The organism is Inquilinus sp. OTU3971 (assembly GCF_038440215.1).
Genome location: NZ_JASATH010000014.1, coordinates 33894 through 51580 on the forward strand (window position 1 = coordinate 33894; position 17687 = coordinate 51580).

16 protein-coding genes are annotated in these 17687 nt (G+C 70.2%); 15 read left to right on the plus strand and 1 reads right to left on the minus strand.

What is annotated here, in order from left to right:
* Positions 1–55: 55 nt before the first annotated feature.
* Entirely contained in the window at positions 56–1078 is a 1023-nt protein-coding gene (locus AAHM41_RS05685) for an aldo/keto reductase (RefSeq protein ID WP_342235551.1), read from the plus strand.
* A gap of 6 nt (positions 1079–1084) precedes the next feature.
* Here AAHM41_RS05685 and AAHM41_RS05690 read toward each other — a convergent pair whose 3' ends face one another.
* Positions 1085–1801: an MgtC/SapB family protein gene (locus tag AAHM41_RS05690; RefSeq protein ID WP_342235552.1), complete on the minus strand. Its 717-nt coding sequence runs from the start codon at positions 1799–1801 to the stop codon at positions 1085–1087.
* 318 nt (positions 1802–2119) lie between these two features.
* Between AAHM41_RS05690 and AAHM41_RS05695 the strand changes: the two genes are divergently transcribed.
* The 14 genes from AAHM41_RS05695 to AAHM41_RS05760 all read left to right on the plus strand — a co-directional run bounded on the left by AAHM41_RS05695 (position 2120) and on the right by AAHM41_RS05760 (position 17625).
* Positions 2120–3679: a hypothetical protein gene (locus tag AAHM41_RS05695; protein WP_342235553.1), complete on the plus strand. Its 1560-nt coding sequence runs from the start codon at positions 2120–2122 to the stop codon at positions 3677–3679.
* 4 nt (positions 3680–3683) lie between these two features.
* Positions 3684–4073, plus strand: coding sequence for a response regulator transcription factor (locus AAHM41_RS05700; RefSeq protein WP_342235554.1), 390 nt, complete (start codon positions 3684–3686; stop codon positions 4071–4073).
* Positions 4070–5422, plus strand: a complete 1353-nt coding sequence (locus tag AAHM41_RS05705) for a YaiO family outer membrane beta-barrel protein (RefSeq protein WP_342235555.1) — start codon at positions 4070–4072, stop codon at positions 5420–5422. The genes AAHM41_RS05700 and AAHM41_RS05705 overlap by 4 nt, the downstream gene beginning before the upstream one ends.
* A gap of 4 nt (positions 5423–5426) precedes the next feature.
* Positions 5427–6464 carry a HEAT repeat domain-containing protein gene (locus AAHM41_RS05710; protein ID WP_342235556.1) on the plus strand — a complete coding sequence of 346 codons (1038 nt, stop codon included), beginning with the start codon at positions 5427–5429 and terminating at the stop codon, positions 6462–6464.
* Positions 6461–7891: a glycosyltransferase family 2 protein gene (locus tag AAHM41_RS05715; protein ID WP_342235557.1), complete on the plus strand. Its 1431-nt coding sequence runs from the start codon at positions 6461–6463 to the stop codon at positions 7889–7891. Before AAHM41_RS05710 ends, AAHM41_RS05715 begins: the two co-directional genes overlap by 4 nt.
* Positions 7892–7971: 80 nt before the next feature.
* Positions 7972–9192: an aromatic ring-hydroxylating oxygenase subunit alpha gene (locus AAHM41_RS05720; protein ID WP_342235558.1), complete on the plus strand. Its 1221-nt coding sequence runs from the start codon at positions 7972–7974 to the stop codon at positions 9190–9192.
* A 31-nt stretch (positions 9193–9223) separates the two neighbouring features.
* Positions 9224–10852, plus strand: a complete 1629-nt coding sequence (locus AAHM41_RS05725) for a phytoene desaturase family protein (protein ID WP_342235559.1) — start codon at positions 9224–9226, stop codon at positions 10850–10852.
* 28 nt (positions 10853–10880) lie between these two features.
* Entirely contained in the window at positions 10881–11921 is a 1041-nt protein-coding gene (locus AAHM41_RS05730; protein ID WP_342235560.1) for a succinylglutamate desuccinylase/aspartoacylase family protein, read from the plus strand.
* Positions 11922–11963: 42 nt separating this feature from the next.
* Positions 11964–12740, plus strand: a complete 777-nt coding sequence (locus tag AAHM41_RS05735) for an ABC transporter substrate-binding protein (protein WP_342235561.1) — start codon at positions 11964–11966, stop codon at positions 12738–12740.
* Positions 12741–12750: 10 nt separating this feature from the next.
* The gene (locus tag AAHM41_RS05740) at positions 12751–13464 is read left to right on the plus strand and encodes an ABC transporter permease (protein WP_342235562.1); all 714 of its coding nucleotides are present in this window, start codon (positions 12751–12753) and stop codon (positions 13462–13464) included.
* A 3-nt stretch (positions 13465–13467) separates the two neighbouring features.
* On the plus strand, positions 13468–14214 hold the full coding sequence (locus tag AAHM41_RS05745) for an ABC transporter permease (RefSeq protein ID WP_342235563.1): 747 nt from the start codon (positions 13468–13470) through the stop codon (positions 14212–14214).
* 99 nt (positions 14215–14313) lie between these two features.
* Positions 14314–15147, plus strand: coding sequence for a transporter substrate-binding domain-containing protein (locus AAHM41_RS05750; RefSeq protein ID WP_342235564.1), 834 nt, complete (start codon positions 14314–14316; stop codon positions 15145–15147).
* Positions 15148–15163: 16 nt separating this feature from the next.
* The gene (locus AAHM41_RS05755; protein ID WP_342235565.1) at positions 15164–16153 is read left to right on the plus strand and encodes an amino acid ABC transporter permease; all 990 of its coding nucleotides are present in this window, start codon (positions 15164–15166) and stop codon (positions 16151–16153) included.
* A gap of 173 nt (positions 16154–16326) precedes the next feature.
* Positions 16327–17625: an ABC transporter substrate-binding protein gene (locus AAHM41_RS05760; RefSeq protein WP_342235566.1), complete on the plus strand. Its 1299-nt coding sequence runs from the start codon at positions 16327–16329 to the stop codon at positions 17623–17625.
* Positions 17626–17687: the final 62 nt, after the last annotated feature.

The window sequence follows — 17687 nt, forward strand, 5'->3', positions numbered from 1 at the left end:
GATAGCCTTGTCATGATTGATCCACATTCTTTTCGACGATGAAAAGGGAAGCGCCATGACCGACCGAACCGAACCGGTGATCCGCCTGTGGGATGGACGCGAGGTGCCGCGCCTCGGCCTCGGCTGCTGGGCGATCGGCGGCCCATTCTTCGCCGGCGACACGCCGCTCGGCTACGGCACGGTCGACGACGCGGAATCGACCGCGGCCATCCGTTGCGCCGTCGACCTCGGCATCCGGTTCTTCGACACCGCCGACGTCTATGGCGCCGGCCATTCCGAGGAGGTGCTGGGCCAGGCGCTCGAAGGCCGCGAGGAGGTCGTGGTCGCGACCAAGCTGGGCAACCGGTTTGATCCCGCCACCAAGCAGTACGGCGGCAGCATCGAGGATGGGGACCTGCGGCGCGAGGTCCGCAGTGCGGTGGACGGGTCGCGGCGCCGGCTGCGGCGCGACCGGCTCGATCTGGTGCAGCTGCACCTGAACACGATGGCGATCGACCGGGCCGGCGAGGTGTTCGACGAACTCGACGCGCTCCGTGCCGCCGGCACCATCGGCGCCTATGGCTGGAGCACCGACTACCCGGAGCGGGCGGCGGCCCATGCCGGGCGCGCCGGCTTCGTCGCCGTGCAGCACGGCATGAACCTGTTCTTCGACGCGCCGACCCTGTCCAGCGTGGCCGAGCGGCATGGGCTGATCTCGATCAACCGCTCGCCGCTGGCCATGGGGCTGCTGACCGGCAAATTCGCGGCCGGGCAGGCGCTGCCGGCCGGCGACGTCCGGGCCAACACCTTCGACTGGATGGACTATTTCAAGGACGGCCGGGTGGTGCCGGGCTTCGCCGAGACGCTGGAGCGGATCCGCCACCTGCTCTCCACCGACGGCCGCAGCCCGGCCCAGGGGGCGCTCGCCTGGCTCTGGGCCAAGTCGCCGCGGACCCTGCCGATCCCCGGCTTCCGCTCGGTGGCGCAGGTGCGGGAGAATGTCGGCGCGCTGGAAAAGGGGCCGCTGCCGGCCGAGGCGATGGCGGAGATCGAGCGCCTGATCGACCGTCCGCCGGAAGGAGCCGCCCGCGAGCGCTGAGGCGCCTCAATCCTTGGTGCTGGCCTCCCAGCTGGCATGCGTGATGCCGGGCTGTTTTTCGAGGCGGGTGACCACGGCTTCCAGCTCCTTCGGGTTCACCGCGGTGCTGACCAGCGTGGCGACGATCTCGACCGCGTCGTCGCCACGCTCGATCACCTCGTCGTCGCTGGCCGGGTACCGCGCCGCCTGCAGCTGGTCCAGCAGCAGCTCCCGGACCTCCGGCATCGCGGTCGGGGTGGTGGTCACGCGCACCTCGTAGGTCGCCTCCGACGCCTGCTCGTTGAACGGGATGCGGTTGATGGCGTTGACCAGCGGCCGCAGCGCCGTGTTGCCGGCGATGACGAAGACGGTCAGCAGGGTGGCCTCGGCCACCATGTCCACGCCGGTGCAGGCGCCGACGGCGGCCGAGCACCACAGAGTCGCCGCCGTGTTCAGGCCGCGGACATTCATCCCCTCCTTCATGATCACCCCGGCGCCGAGGAAGCCGATGCCGGAGACGACATAGGAGATCACGCGCACCGCCTCGGTGCTGCCGGCGATGCGGGCGGCGAGGTCGACGAAGGCGGCGGCACCGACCGCCACCAGGACACAGGTCCGCAAGCCTGCAGTGCGCTGCCGGTACTGCCGCTCGGCGCCGATCAGCGTGCCCAGCACGAAGGCCGCGGTCAGGCTGACCACCGTGTCGAGGAACGGGTAGAGGTCGAAGGTCTCGATGAAGCGCATCGCCGGCTCCATCCCGGAAGTTGCGTCGCGCCGCCGCTATGGCCTGCCCCGCCGGCGCTGGCAATGCGAAACATCGTGGCGGAGTCGCAGCGTCTCGCTTTTTGTCACACCCGCTAGAATATTTTTCGCAACGATCGGGGTTCTGCGGCGGCAGTTCCTAACTATACTCGAAGCCGAACATTGCCTGGATTCGCACGTTGACCCTGACAGGCCGATTTCGGTGACCGGATGGCGCTTGCCGCAGCTGCTTCGATCGTCTGGCTGAGCGTGTGCGCATCGCCGCCGGCTGAGGCCAGTATCAGCCGGACGTCGGAGGACATGACCGGCGCCCCGCTCGCGCTCGCGATCTCGCCGGACCGTCCGGACCGGTGCCCCGCGCTGGCCCTGGCGGTCGGCGATGCCCGCATCCTGTGGCTCGGCTTCGAGCCGGCCTCGCAGGCGCCGCAGGCCTCGCCGGCCCGCAACCTGGTGATCCGGCTGATCGGGCCGGTGCCGGGCCATTCGGATGACCCGGTTACGATCTCCGAGATCGAGCTCGATGACGGGCGCGCCCCGGACGCGGGCCCCATGCTGCCGGTCGGGCCGGACCTGCTCGACCAGGCCCGGCCGTGGGCCGTCGGGCGGGCAGCGCTCGGCAAGGCCGGTCCGGGGACCGTCACGGCGGAGTGCGCGGCCGGGACGGCGGGGGGCTCAGCCGTCGTCGAGCTGCCCGGCCATCTCCCCCGCGGGGCCCGGCTGGCTCTGGCCGCGGAATACGACGCCGACGCGCTCTTCGATCTCGCCCTGGGCAGCCGGGACAAGCCGCTCGGTCGCCTGCCGCCGGGCACCGGCCGGCAGGCGGTCGTGCCGCTTCCGGGCGATCGGGACGCTCCGGTCGTGGCGACCATCCGCTGCCCGCCTGGGCCAGCCCGGATCTCGCTGCGCTCCCTCCGGCTGAGCGGTGGCGAAGCCCGGCCGGTGCCGCTGTCGACCTGGGTCTGGCGGCCGGCGCAGTGGCGTGACGACGGCGACGGCCTGATCGCCGCGGCGCGGGCCCGCGGGCTGGACCGGATCTTCATCGGCCTCGACATCGGCGACGGGGCGGTGGCGGATGCCGGACGGCTGCGGTCCTTCCTGCAGGCCGCCCGCGCCGTGGGCCTGTCGGTCTGGGCCGTCGAAGGCGATCCGGCCGCCATCACCAAGGCGGGCCGGCCGCCGTTCCTGGAGCGCACGCGGGCGATCGCCGCCTTCAACCGCGGCGGCTCCCCGGCCTTGGACGGGATCCAGTACGACATCGAGCCCTATCTGCTTCCGGGCTGGCCGCTCGACCGAGCCGCGGGCATCGCCGCCTATCTCGACACGCTCGAGCGGCTGAAGCGGGACGCCGCCGGCCCGGTCGAGGCGGTCCTGCCCTTCTGGTGGCTCGAGATGCCGGAGATGGCCGGCTCCCTCGACCGGCTCGCGGCGGCGGCGGACCGCTTCGCCGTCATGGCCTATCGCACCAGGCCGGACGACATCGTCGCCGCCGCCGAAAGCGCCCTGGCCTGGGCCGGCGCGCATGATCGGCCGATGACCGTGGCGCTGGAGGCGGGGCCGCTGCCGGACGACCGCGTCCAGACCTTCCGCCCGGCGGCGGAGGGCGAGCTGTGGCGGGTGGCGCTCGACGGGCGCCGGATCCTCGTCCTGCTCGACCGGCGCCGCGCCAACCCGGCGGGGCAGGCCTATCGCCGCCAGGGCGACCACCGGCTGCCGGCCGGCCGGCTCAGCTTCCTCGGCGACGCCGCGGCGCTGACGGCCGCGACCGACCGCGTCCGGCCGGTCCTCTCCGCCTGGCCGGCCTTCGCCGGCATTGCCGTCCACGGGCTGCTCGACGGCCCCTCAGCCCGGAAGGAGCCCTGAGCCGATGCCTTCCAAGCCGAAGATCCTGGTCGTGGACGACGACGAGCTGCTGCGCGACCTGCTGGAGTTCAGGCTGCGCAGCCGTGGCTACGAGGTCGAGCTGGCCGAGGACGGTGAGGCCGCCCTCGAAGCGGCCTCGGCCTCGCCGCCCGACCTGATCGTGCTCGACGGCATGATGCCGGGCCTCGACGGTTTCCAGGTGCTGCAGCGGCTGTCCGACAACGACGAGACGCGCGACGTCCCGGTGATCATGCTGACCGCGCGCCGGCAGGAGCAGGACGTGGTGGCCGGCCTGTCGCTCGGCGCCCAGGATTATCTGGTCAAGCCGTTCCTGCCCGACGAGCTGCTGCTGCGCATACAGCGCATCCTGCGCAGCCGCCAGAGGCCGTCGTGACGCCAGGCCGCGGTACCTTCGCCGCCGCCGTGCTCGCGCTCGCATTGACCGCCGCAATTCCGGCCGCCCGTGCGGCCACGGCCGAGGACCTGTACAAATCGGCGCTGGAGGCGCGCCGGGCCAATGATTTCGACCGCGCCGTCCAGCTGCTGACCGAGGCCCGGGCGATGGCCCCGAAGGATGCCGACATCCTGCTGCTGCTCGGCCAGATCCAGGGCTTCCAGCAGCGCTACGACCTGGCGCTCGACACGCTCGGCCAGGCGCGGGCGCTGGCGCCGGACTATGCCGATGTCCGGCTCGCCATCGCGCGCATCCGCAGCTACCAGGGCCGCTATGCCGAGGCGGCGGCGGAGGTCGACGCTGTGCTGACCCGGGATCCGGGCAATGCCGAGGCGCTCGCGCTGAAGGGCCGCATCGCCCTCTACCAGAACCGGCTGGACGAGGCCGAGGGCGCCTATCGCGCCGCCCGGGACGCGGCCCCGAACCTGGCCGACCCCCATGTCGGGCTGGGCGACGTTGCCGCCGCGCGCGGCCAGTTCGATGCCGCGGTCGCCGAATACGACCAGGCCGAGGCCCGCGAGCCGGGCAATGCCGACATCGCCGAGCGGCGCCGGCGCCTGGCTGCGGGCACCACGATCGAGCATCCCTGGCGGCTCGACCTCAGCGGCGGGTACAGCGTCTATGACGGTGCCGCGCGGGCGCCCTGGCGCGAGGGCGGCGTCAGCATCGGCTACCGCTTCTCCCCCGCCACGGCGGTCTTCGGCGGCGTGTCGTTCCACAGCCGCTTCGGCGAGTTCAGCGAGCAGTTCCAGGCCGGGATCTTCCAGCGCCTCGCCGACGGCGTCGAGGGCTCGCTCACCGCCACCGTCGCCCCGGGTTCGGACTTCCTGCCGCGCTGGTCGCTGGCCGGCGGCACCACCGTGACCGTCAGCGCGGGCGACCGGCAGGGCTTCCTCGGCCGCACCGCCCTGACCGGCGATGTCCGCTACCAGGCCTATGACGGCTTCGACGTGCTGACCTTGACGCCGGGGCTGCAGCAGCACCTCTTCGCAGAGCGGCTGTGGCTGACCTTCCAACTGCCGCTCAGCCGCGACCGGTATGGCGACTGGCAGGTCGGCTGGCTGGTGCGCGGCGACTGGCAGGCGAAGGACTGGCTGCGGGTCTTCGCCGGCTATAGCCGGGCGCTTGACACCGAGATCAGCACCACCATCGAGACCCGCACCCTGTTTGGCGGGCTCGGCGTCGACCTGGACGACCAAGTCGCGCTGACGCTGACCGGCGAGGGCGAGGAGCAGATCGACGGCCCGACGCGCTACGGCGTGACGCTCGGCCTGACCACCCGGTTCTGACGCCATGCTGCTCGCGATCTGGACCGTCTCCCTCGCGCTGGCCCTGGCTGCAATGATGGTGATGGCGGCGCTGATCCTGCGCCGGGCGCTGCTGCAGGCCCGGGCCAGGCGAAGCCGGGCCGTCGTCAGAGTCCTGCAGGGCAAGATCTTCGCCTTCCTCGGCAACGAGATCGACGAGAGCGCCCTGCGGCGGGCGCTGGCCGAGGCCGATGGGCGCTCCGTGGTCGATCTGCTGGTCCGGATCGACCGGCTGATCCGGGACGACGGCCTGCGCCGCCTGGTCGACCTCATCCGGTCGCTGGACCTGGACACCGTTCTCAGGCGCCGGCTGGCCAGCCCGGCCGGGGCGGACTCGGTCGCGGCAATCCATAGCCTGCGGCTATTTCCGGGGGCGGAGACCGAGCGGACGCTGCGGCAGGTGGTGGAGAGCGGGCCCGGCGCTGCGATGCGCCTGGCCGCGGCGGAGGTGCTGGTCGATCTCGACGCGCCGCTCGATGCCGGCCGGCTCGTGTCGTCGCTGGCCGCGGCGGGCGGGCTGGAGTCCCGCACCTCGGCGCGGGTGTTCCGCCGGCTGGTGCCGCAGCATCCGGAGCTGTTCCTGCGGCTCGCCGGCGGGGCGCCGGATGTCCGCCAGCGCGTGCTGGCGCTGGACGCGCTGGGCGAGGCCGGCATGTTGACGGCCCTGCCGGTCGTGCTGGCGGCGGCCGGCGACCCGATGGTCGATGTCCGGGCGGAGGCCTTCCGTGTGCTCGCCAGGCTGGCGCATCCGGCGGCGGCCCCGGCGGTGCGGCGGGGGCTGGCCGACCCGGCCTGGGAGGTGCGGACCCAGGCCGCGCGCTGCGCCGCCGCGATCGGGCTGGTCGAGCTGACCGGTGATCTGGAAGTCCGGCTGGACGACGAGGTGTGGTGGGTCCGGATGCGCGCCGCCGAAGCCCTGGCCAGACTGGGCGAGACGGGGCTGGCGATCCTGCGCCGGCGGGCCGAGGAGCCGGGCACCGCCGGCCGGATCGCCCAGGCCGTCCTGATGCAGGGGGCGGGATGACCGAATTCCTCGCCGGCGCCGAAACGGTGCTGCTGGTCCTGGCCCCGATCGTCGGCTGGCTGGTGATCGCCACCGCTCTGGCGCAATCCGCGATCTACCTGGTCCAGCTGGTCGTCGCCTTCTGGACCCTGCGCCGGGCCCCGCCGGTCGAGGCCGGGCCGGCGCTCTGGGCCGCCTATGCCGACGTCGCGCCGCCGATCTCGCTGCTGGTCCCCGCCTATAACGAGGAGGCGACCGTGGTCGAGAATGTGCGGTCGCTGCTGGGGCTGCAGTATCCGCGCTTCGAGATCGTGGTGATCAACGACGGCTCGAAGGACGCCACCATGGCCCGGCTGATCGAGGCCTTCGGGCTGGTGCCGGTCACCCGCGCCTATGAGGATGCGATCCCGCACCAGTCGATCCGCGGGCTCTACGGCACGCCGCGGCAGCCCAACCTGGTCGTCGTGGACAAGGACAATGGCGGCAAGGCGGATGCGCTGAACGCCGGCATCGTCATTTCGCGCAACCCGCTGTTCTGCGCCGTGGATGCGGACAGCCTGCTCGAGGCCGACAGCCTGCTGGGCGTGGTCCAGCCCTTCGTCGAAGACCCGGTCCGGACGGTCGTGTCGGGCGGTTCGATCCGCATCGCCAATGGCTGCGAGGTCCGCTCCGGCCGGGTGGCGCGCGTCGGGCTGCCGCGCCAGATCCTGCCGCTGTTCCAGACCGTGGAGTATCTGCGGGCCTTCCTGATGGCCCGGATCGCGCTCAGCCGGATGCGGGCGCTGACCATCGTCTCCGGCGCCTTCGGCCTGTTCCGCCGCAACGTGGCGGTGGCGGTCGGCGGCTACAGCCTGGGCACGGTCGGCGAGGATCTGGAGATCATCGTCAAGATCCACCGCCATCTGCAAGACGCGAAGCGCGACTACCGCGTCGTCTTCGTGCCGGAGCCGGTGTGCTGGACCGAGGCGCCGAGCGACCTTGGCACGCTCGGGCGCCAGCGCAGCCGGTGGCAGCGCGGCGCGCTGGAGACCTTCTTCAAGCACAGGGACATGCTGTTCCGGCCGCGCTACGGCGCCGTCGGCACGATCGGCTTCGGCCAGATGCTGCTGGTCGACGTCGTCGGCCCGCCGGTCGAGGTGCTGGGCTATGCGCTGATCCCGCTCTTCACCGCGCTCGGGCTGCTCAGCGTCGACTACCTGATCGCCTTCACGGCGCTGACCTTCGTCTACGGCGTCTTCGTCAGCGTCGGTTCGCTGGTGCTGGAGGAGATCCGGCTGCGCCGCTATCCGCGGCTGCGCGACATCGCGGTGCTCACCCTCGCCGCGGTGGCGGAGAATTTCGGCTATCGCCAGCTCAACAACTGGTGGCGGGTGGTCGGCTGGTGGCGCTGGCTGCGCAAGGCCGAAGGCTGGGGCCGGATGGCGCGGACCGGGTTCCGAAAGGGGTGACCGGAAGCTGTTGACCCTGTCCTCCCGACTGTTATACGGTCGTATAATAAGGCGGTCTGAAGGCCGCGGGAGGCCAGCCTATGATCGAAGCGATGCACCGGCGCGCCGAGACGCCGCCGTCCGATGCGAGCCTGCCGGATGACGATGTCAGCCTGCCGGCCTGGATCTACCGCGATCCCGAATTCTTCGCGGTCGAGCAGGAAGCGCTGTTCCGCACCTCCTGGCAGGTGGTCTGCCACCTGAACGACATCCCCGATCCGGGCGACTTCCACACCTTCGAGTTCCTGGGCGAGAACGTGGTCGTGCTGCGCGGCCGCGACGGGGCGGTGCGGGCCTTCCACAATGTCTGCCGGCACCGCGCCGCGCGCCTCTTGGACGGGCCGAAGGGCCAGTGCGGCAGCCGCATCGTCTGCCCCTACCACGCCTGGACCTACGAGCATGACGGCCGGCTGATCGGCATGCCGCAGCGCTCCAGCTATGGCGATTTCGACTTCGGCAGCCACGGGCTGGTCCCGGTCGAGCACGAGGTGTTCTGCGGCTTCATCTTCATCCGCCTCGCACCCGGCACGCCGAGCGTGGCCGAGATGATGGGCGGCTATGGCGAGGAGATGGCGGCCTACCGGATCGAGGAGATGGTGCCGCTGGGCCGGGTGACGATGCGGCCGCGCTCGGTCAACTGGAAGAACGTCGCCGACAATTATTCCGACGGGCTGCACATCACCGTCGCCCATCCCGGGCTGACCCGGCTGTTCGGCCGCGGCTACGGCGTCGAGGCCAGGCCCTGGGTCGACAAGATGTGGGGCCAGTTGCAGGAGCGGCCCTCCGCCGTGCTGTCGGAGCGGGCCTATCAGCGCTTTCTGCCGGAGGTCCCGCATCTGCCGCCGGAGCGGCAGCGGCTGTGGACCTATTTCAAGCTCTGGCCCAATGTCGCCTTCGACATCTATCCGGACCAGATCGACTTCATGCAGTTCATCCCGGTCTCGCCGACTGAGACGATGATCCGCGAGATCGCCTATGTCCATCCGGACCACCGGCCCGAGATGAAGGCCGCGCGCTACCTGAACTGGCGGATCAACCGCCGGGTCAGCCTCGAGGACAAGACGCTGATCGACCGGGTGCAGGCCGGCATGGGCTCCTCCAGCTACACCGCCGGCCCGCTCGGCACCACCGAGGTCTGCCTGCGCAGCTTCGCCCGGGCGATGCGCCGGCTGATCCCGGAAAGCCGGCTGCACCGGCCGCCGCCGGCAGGCTGGAGCCTGCGGCGCGAGGCCTCGCAGGCGCCCGCCTTCGCGGCGGAATAAACTTCAGAACGACAGGGCCGGGCGGATCTTCATGGCGAACACACAGGTCTTCGACGTCGCGATCATCGGCGGGGGCCACAACGGCCTGGTCTGCGCCGCCTATCTGGCGGCGGCCGGGCTGAAGGTGACGGTGCTGGAGCGGCGCAAGGTCGTCGGCGGCGCCGCCGTGACCGAGGAGTTCCATCCCGGCTTCCGCAACTCCGTCGCCTCCTACACGGTCAGCCTGCTGAATCCGAAGGTGATCCGCGACCTCGACCTGCCGGGCCACGGGCTGAAGGTGGTGGAGCGGCGGCTGGCCAATTTCCTGCCGGTTGACGACCACCGCTATCTCCTGTCCGGCCCGGGCCGGACCAAGGCCGAGATCGCCCGGTTCTCGGCCCGCGATGCCGAGCGCTACGATGCCTATGGCGACCGTCTCGACGTCATCGCCGACGTGCTGCGCGACATCGTGCTGCGCACCCCGCCGAATGTCGCGTCCGGCGGCTGGTCCGGCGCGCTGCCGGAGCTGATCAAGGCGGGCTCGCTCGGCAACCGGCTGCGCAAGCTCGACATGGTGATGCGGCGCGACCTGCTCGACCTGTTCACCAAATCGGCGACGGACATCCTGGAGGGCTGGTTCGAGACGCCGGTGGTGCAGGCGCTGTTCGGCTTCGACAGCATCGTCGGCAACTACGCCAGCCCCAGCCACGCCGGCACCGGCTATGTCCTGCTGCACCATGTGTTCGGCGAGGTGAACGGCAAGAAGGGCGTGTGGGGCCACGCCATCGGCGGCATGGGCGCGATCACCCAGGCGATGGCCAGGTCGGCGGCGTCGCGCGGCGCCGTGATCCGCACCGATGCCGGGGTGCGCGAGGTGATCGTCGAGGGCGGCCGCGCCGTCGGCGTGGTGACCGAGGCGGGCGACATCGTCCGCGCCGGCTGCATCGTCTCCAACCTCAACCCGAAGCTGCTCTACGGCAAGCTGGTCGACCCGGCGGCGCTGCCGCAGGATTTCCGCGAGCGCATGGACCGCTTCAAATGCGGCTCCGCCACCTTCCGCATGAATGTGGCGCTGTCGGAGCTGCCGGATTTCACCTGCCTGCCGGGCAAGACCCTGGCCGACCACCACACCAGCGGCATCATCTTCGGCCCCAGCCTCGACTACATGGACAAGGCCTATCTCGACGCCAAGGCCGCCGGCTGGTCGAAGACGCCGATCGTCGAGATGCTGATCCCGTCGACCCTGGACGACACGCTGGCGCCGCCTGGCCAGCATGTCGCCAGCCTGTTCTGCCAGCATTTCGACCCGAAGCTGCCGGACGGCGCCAGCTGGGACGACCATCGCGAGGCGGCGGCCGACCTGATCATCGACACGGTCAACGCCTGGGCGCCGAACTTCAAGGCCTCGGTGCTGGGCCGCCAGATCAACAGCCCCCTCGACCTCGAACGGACCTTCGGCCTGATCGGCGGCGACATCTTCCACGGCGCCCTGTCGCTGGACCAGATGTTCTCGGCCCGGCCGGTGCTGGGCCATGGCGACTACCGGGCGCCGGTACCCGGCCTCTACATGTGCGGATCGGGGACCCATCCGGGTGGCGGAGTCACCGGCGCGCCGGGCCACAACGCGGCGCGCGAGATCCTGGCCGATTTCAAGCGACGCCGCCTGAAGCGCGCGGCATGATCCTATCCGGACACGGGGCAGGGCAGGCATGGACCGATCCTGGGAACTGATTCCCGGCGACATGCCGGGCCTCGAATGGCGGATCCCGGTGCTTCGCTTCCGCGGCCGCGGCGGCGGCCCCTCGGCCTACCTGCAGGCGGCGCTGCATGCCGAGGAGCTGCCCGGCGTCATCACCATCGACGCGCTGTGCGCCAGGCTGCGCCGGGCCGAGGCGGCCGGCGACATCCGCGGCGACATCACCATCGTGCCCTGGGCCAACCCGATCGGGCAGCAGCAATGGCTGCATGGCTCCGGCCAGGGGCGGTACGATTTCGACAGCCGGGTCAACTTCAACCGCGGCTTCCCGCGGCTGGACCGGCCCGACCCGTCGCTGCTGCCGGGCGACGATGCCGCGGTCACCGCGACCGAACGGCTGAAGGCACGGCTGCTGCGCCTGGCGCTGCCGTCCGAGATCGTCCTCGACCTGCATTGCGACGATGAATCGCCGCTCTACCTCTACATCCCCTCAGCGCTGTGGCCGGCCATGACGGATCTCGCCGCCGCGATGCGGGCGGATACCGTCCTGCTCTGGGATGGCGATGGCGGCGGCGCCTTCGACGATGCCTGCCTCGGACCCTGGCTGCGCAGCGGCGACCTGGCCGGGCGCGCAGTGTCGACGGTGGAGCTGCGCGGCATGGGCGACGTCGATGCCGGCCTGGCCGAGGGCGATGCCGACGGGCTGTTCTGCTTCCTGGCGGGCCGCGGCGTGATCGCCGGCGATGCGGGGCCGAGGCCGGACTGGTCGGGACCGGCCGTGCCGCTCGACTGGGTCGAGATGATCAAGGCGCCGGCGGGCGGGGCGATCTCCTTCGCCCGCAAGCCGGGCGACCGGGTCGAGGCCGGGGACCTGCTGGCGACGATCCTGGTCCGGCCGGGCGAGGAGGGGGGCGGGGTGCCGGTGCAGGCGCCGCAGCCGGGCGTGGTCATGACCCGCCGGGCGCATCGCCGGACCCGCCCGGGCGACGATCTGATGAAGCTGGTCTGCCGGTCGCCCAGCGCGGCGGCCAGGCCCGGGCCCCTCGAACCCTGAGGGGTGGAACACCATCGAAGCAAGAAACAGGGAGCGCAGAGCATGAACCGTCCGATCCTTTCCGCCTGCCTGGCCGTGGTGGCCCTGGCCGGTCTCGCCGGCCCCGTCGCGGCGCAGGAGGTGGTGCGCCTCGGCACCACGCCCGAATCCTACCCGCCCTTCACCTGGGTCGACGCCCAGGGCAAGCTGAACGGCTTCGAGATCGAGCTCGCCGACGCGCTCTGCGCCCAGATGCAGGTCAAGTGCGAATGGGTGTTGCAGAGCTGGGACGGCATCATCCCGGCGCTGCAGGAGAAGAAGTTCGACGCCATCATCGCCTCGATGTCGATCACCGATGAGCGCAAGCAGGTGGTCGATTTCAGCGACAAATACTACGACTCGCCGGCGATCTTTGTCGGCCGCAAGGACGAGACTATCGACATCTCGCCCGCAGGCCTCGAAGGCAAGACCGTCGGCGTCCAGGTCTCGACCATCCATGCCAACTACGTCGAGGCGAAGTACAAGGGCATCGTCACGATCAAGACCTACGACACCCAGGAGAACGCCAATCTCGACCTGATCGCCGGCCGGGTCGACCTGCTGCTCGCCGATTCCGTGGCGCTGACCGACGGGTTCCTGAAGTCGCCCGAAGGCGCGGATTTCGAGATCAAGGGCAAGCCCTTCACCGACCCGCTGATGGGCGCCGGCGCCGGCATCGCGGTGCGCAAGGGCGACCCGCTGGGCGCGAGATTCTCGGCCGCGATCAAGGCGATCCGCGCCAACGGCCTCTACAAGACGATCAACGACAAGTACTTCGCCTTCGACATCTACGGCAGCTGAGCCCAGGGGGATGGAGCAACTCGCTGCCCTCTTGGGCTTCGGGGAGACGGGGTGGGGGGCGCAGCTCCTGGCCGGGGCGCTGGTGACGGTCGAGATCGCCGTCGCCTCGTACCTGGTCGGGCTGGTCCTCGGGCTGCTCGGGGCCTGGGCCAAGCTGGCCGGCCCCTGGCCGTTCCGCATCCTCGGCAACGCCTACACCACGATCGTCCGCGGCGTGCCGGACATCCTGATCATCCTGTTCGTCTATTACGGCGGCACCAGCGCCCTGCGCTCGCTGATCGGCCTGGTGGTGCCGGGGGTGACGGTCGAGATCGATGCCTTCGCGGCCGCCGTCGCCTCGCTCGGCTTCGTCTCCGGCGCCTATGCCACCGAAGTGTTCCGCGGCGCCATCCTGGCGGTGCCGCCCGGGCAGATCGAGGCGGCGAAGTCGCTGGCCCTGCCGCCGCGGGTGATGTTCTTCCGCGTGGTGCTGCCCCAGGCGATGCGCTTCGCCCTGCCGGCGCTGGGCAATCTCTGGGTCGTGGTGCTGAAGGACAGCGCGCTGATCAGCGTGGTCGGGATCCGCGACCTGCTGGGCAGCGCCGCCACCGCCGCCGCCACCACGCGCATGCCCTTCACCTTCTACGCCGTGGTGGCGCTGATCTTCCTGCTGCTGACCATCGCCTCGGTCGGGCTGTTCCAGCTGGCCGAACGCGCCTATGGCCGCGGCTACCGGCGGTCCTGAACGATGGATCTCGACTTCGTCCAGCGCATCGTCGGCAACCTCCTGAACGGCGTCGTCGTCACCATCATCCTGGTGGCGGGGTCGATGATCTGCGGCAACGCCATGGCGGTGCCGGTGGCGCTGGCCCGGGTGTCGCGGCGCTGGTGGCTGAAGGCGCCGGCCTTTCTGTTCATCCTGTGCATCCGCGGCACGCCGCTGATCGTGCAGATGTTCATGATCTATTACGGCCTGGCGCAGTTCCCGGCGGTGCGGCACAGCCTACTGTGGCCGATCCTGCGCGAGCCGATGTGGTGCGCCGTGATCTCGCTCAGCATCAGCACCGCCGCCTATTCCGGGGAGGTGCTGCGCGGCGCCATCCAGGCGGTGCCGAACGGCGAGGTCGAGGCCGCGCGCTCGGTCGGGATGCGGCGCGGGCTGATGATGCGCCGGATCGTGCTGCCGATCGCCCTGCGCCAGAGCCTGCCGGTCTTCGCCAATGAGACGGTGCTGCTGCTGAAGGCCAGCGCCATCGTCTTCACCATCACCGTGCGCGACCTGATGGGCGAGGCCAACATCATCCGGGCCCAGACCTTCCGCACCTATGAGCCGCTGATCACCGCCGCCCTGATGTATCTGGTCCTGACCTGGATCATCGTCCGCGCGTTTGCCTGGCTCGAGGCGAGGCTCAGCACCCACCGGCGGGCGATCTCGGCCGCGGCGCCCGGGCGCGTTGCGCCCGCCACGGCAACCGTGCCGCTCGATGCCCGCTGATCCCGCTTATCACCTGTACGGTGCCGCGGCGCGGGATTAGGCTTCTTCTGGGCGGACGTCCGGAAGAGGCGTCGTCCCCGCGCCACTGGGAGATCGATCATGCGTTTGCGCAGCCTCGTCCTGGCCGTTGCCGCCACGGGCGTCCTGTTCTCCGGTCCTGCCTTTGCCGGCGCCGTGCTGGACCGGATCGTGCAGAACAAGAAGATGGTGATGTCGACGGATCCGGAATATCCGCCGCAGTCCTCGCTCAACGCCAGCAACCAGTTCGAAGGTTTCGACATCGATGTCGGAACCGAGATCGCCAAGCGCCTCGGCGTCTCGATCGAGTTCGTCACCCCGGGGTGGGAGACCATCGTCTCCGGCAAATGGGCCGGGCGCTGGGACGTCTCGGTCGGGTCGATGACGCCGACCAAGGCGCGGGCCGAGGTGCTCGATTTCCCGGCGATCTACTACTACACGCCGGCCGCCCTGGCGGTGCATTCGGCCAACACCACGATCAAGACCCCGGCCGACGCCTCGGGCAAGAAGATCGGCGTCGGCGCGGCCACGACCTATGAGAACTATCTGCGCGGCGACCTGGTGATCGATGCCGGCGGCGCGCCGCCGTTCCAGTTCGTGGTCAAGGACGCGAAGATCCAGTCCTACGACACCGACGTGCCGGCGCTGGACGACCTCCGGCTCGGCGACGGCACCCGGCTCGACGCGGTGGCGACGGCGCTGCCAACGATCCAGGGCGCGATCAAGAACGGCTACCCGATCAAGATCGTCGGCTCGCCCCTGTTCTACGAGCCGCTGTCGGTGGCGATCGAGAAGGGCGATCCGGAGCTGACCGCCAAGCTCGCCGAGATCGTCAAGGCGATGCACGAGGACGGCACGCTGTCCAAGCTGTCGATGAAATGGTATGGGGCCGATCTGACCAAGCCCGCGGCCTAAGCCCCCGGCTAGCGGGGTGATCCGCCTGTTCGAGGCCTTGGCGCAGCCGCTGCTGCTGCGCGGGCTTCTGTTCCTGCTCTCCGTCGCCGTGCTGGCCGGCTTCGACTATGGCGGGCTGGTCGCGCGGCTGGCGGAGATCGTGCCGGCGCTGGCCTGGCCAGCCGGCCAGGCGGCCGGGCCTTGGCTCGTCATCGCCGTCCTGGCCGCCCTAGTGGTGCTGAACTTCTGGCTGCTGTCGCATCTGCCGTTCCGGGCGCAGGCAACGATCATCTGGGTCCAACTGCTGGCCCTGTTCACGGCCTTCTGCTGGAGCTTCGGCCTCAGTTACTCCTTCATGCTCGACCGGGCGCCGATCCTGCTCGGGCTCGAGCTGCGCGACGGCTTCATCCAGGGCGCGGCGCTGACCCTGTTCATCTGCATCGTCTCGATCGCGATCTCGACCGTGATCGCGCTGGCGGCTGCGCTGGCCCGGCTGTCGGACAGCGGCCCGGCCTTCGGCGTCGCCACCTTCTACACCTCCTTCTTCCGCGGCACGCCGCTGCTGCTGCAGACCATGCTGATCTATCTCGGCCTGCCGCAGCTCGGCGTGGTCATCGACGCCATCCCGGCCGGCATCATCGCCCTGTCGCTGTGCTACGGCGCCTACATGGCCGAGATCTTCCGCGCCGGCATCCTGGCGATCCCGCGCGGCCAGTCCGAGGCCGCCCTGTCGCTCGGGCTGAAGCCGGCCGAGGTCACCTGGCTGGTGGTGCTGCCGCAGGCGATGCGGCTGATCATCCCGCCGACCGGCAACCAGTTCATCGCCATGCTCAAGGATTCGTCCTTGGTCTCGGTGATGGGGGTCTGGGAGATCATGTTCCTGGCCCGCACCCATGGCCGGGCCGAGTTCAAATACATGGAGATGCTGATCGTCGCCGCGCTGATCTACTGGGCGATGTCGGGTGTGTTCGAGCTGGTCCAGGCGCGGATCGAGAAGCGCTTCGGCAAGGGTGTCTCGGCCCGCTGAGTCGGGTCGGCCCGCCGCTTCCAGATATATCCAGTTGGTTACATCCGGCCGCGCCGCAAGGCGGCGCTTGGCTTGGACATTCCCATTTGACATCCTTCGGAGACGATCAATAATAAGTAACCAAACGGTTATAACGTGGCGGCCGAACGCCGCCGTGCCAGGGAGGCAAACCGATGAAGGCTTTCAACCGCCGCTCGTTCCTGCAGGGCTCCATCGCCGCCGGGGCCGCCGGGGCGGCGCTGTCGTTCGGCGCCGGCCGCGCCATGGCCGCGGAGACGCGGATGCGCATGACCTGGTGGGGGTCGCAGGAGCGGGCCAAGCGCACCCAGGGCGTGGCCGACCTGTACAAGCAGAAGGCGCCGGACGTGACCATCGTCGGCGAGCCGCTGAGCGGCGACGCCTATTGGACCAAGCTGTCGACCCAGATGGCGGGGCGCAACGTCTCCGACATCTTCCAGCTCGAGCCCAGCACCGTCTCCGACTATTCGAAGCGCGGCGCCTGCATGGCGCTGGACCAGTTCATCCCCAAGCCGCTCGACGTCGAGGCCTTCGGTGCCAAGATGCTCGACCTGTGCCGGGTCGACGGCAAGATCTACGGCGTCGGGCTCGGGCTGAACTCCTTCTCGATGTTCTACGACACCACGATCTTCGCCAAGGCCGGCATTCCGGTACCGACGCCGGAGACGACCTGGACCCAATTCGCCGAGCTGGCGGCCGAGCTGACCAAGGCGGCCGGCAAGGACCAGCTGTGGGGCGCGCCCTATGGCGCCCGCTATGCCTATGTGCTGGACGTCTGGCTACGCCAGCGCGGCAAAGCCCTGTTCTCGCCGGAAGGGTCGATCGGCTTCGGCGTCGAGGACGCCAAGGAATGGTACGCCTATTGGGAGGATCTGCGGACGAAGAACATCTGCGTCTCGGCGGACCTGCAGACCCAGGACCAGAACACCATCGAGACCAACCCGCTGACCCGCGGTAACTCGGTGATGGGCTTCACCTATTCCAACCAGCTGATCGGCTACCAGGCGATGATCGCCAACAAGCTCGGCATCACCGTGGTGCCGGCGCTCGGCGGCGGCGCCCCGTCCGGCCACTACTACCGGCCGGCGCTGATCTGGAGCATCGGCGCGACCTCGAAGAACGGCGAGGCGGCGGCCGCCTTCATCGACTTCTTCGTCAACGACGTCGAGGCCGGCAAGATCCTGGGCGTCGAGCGCGGCGTGCCGATGTCGCCGAAGGTGCGCGAGGCGATCCTGCCGCTGTTGAACGAGACCGAGCGGGCCACGGTCGACTACGTCAACCTGCTGGCCGACAAGGTCAGCGCCTATCCGCCGCCGGCGCCGGTCGGGTCGCAGCAGTTCGACCGCGACATCGTGCGCAAGACGGCGGACCAGCTGGCCTTCGGCAACCTGTCGATCGACGAGGCCGCGCAGCAGCTGGTGGAGCAGGGGACGGCGACGCTGCGCCCGAAGTGAGCGGATGAGGGCGGCGTGACCCTCGCAGGGTGATGCCGCCCGGTCGGAAGCGGAGAGGATTG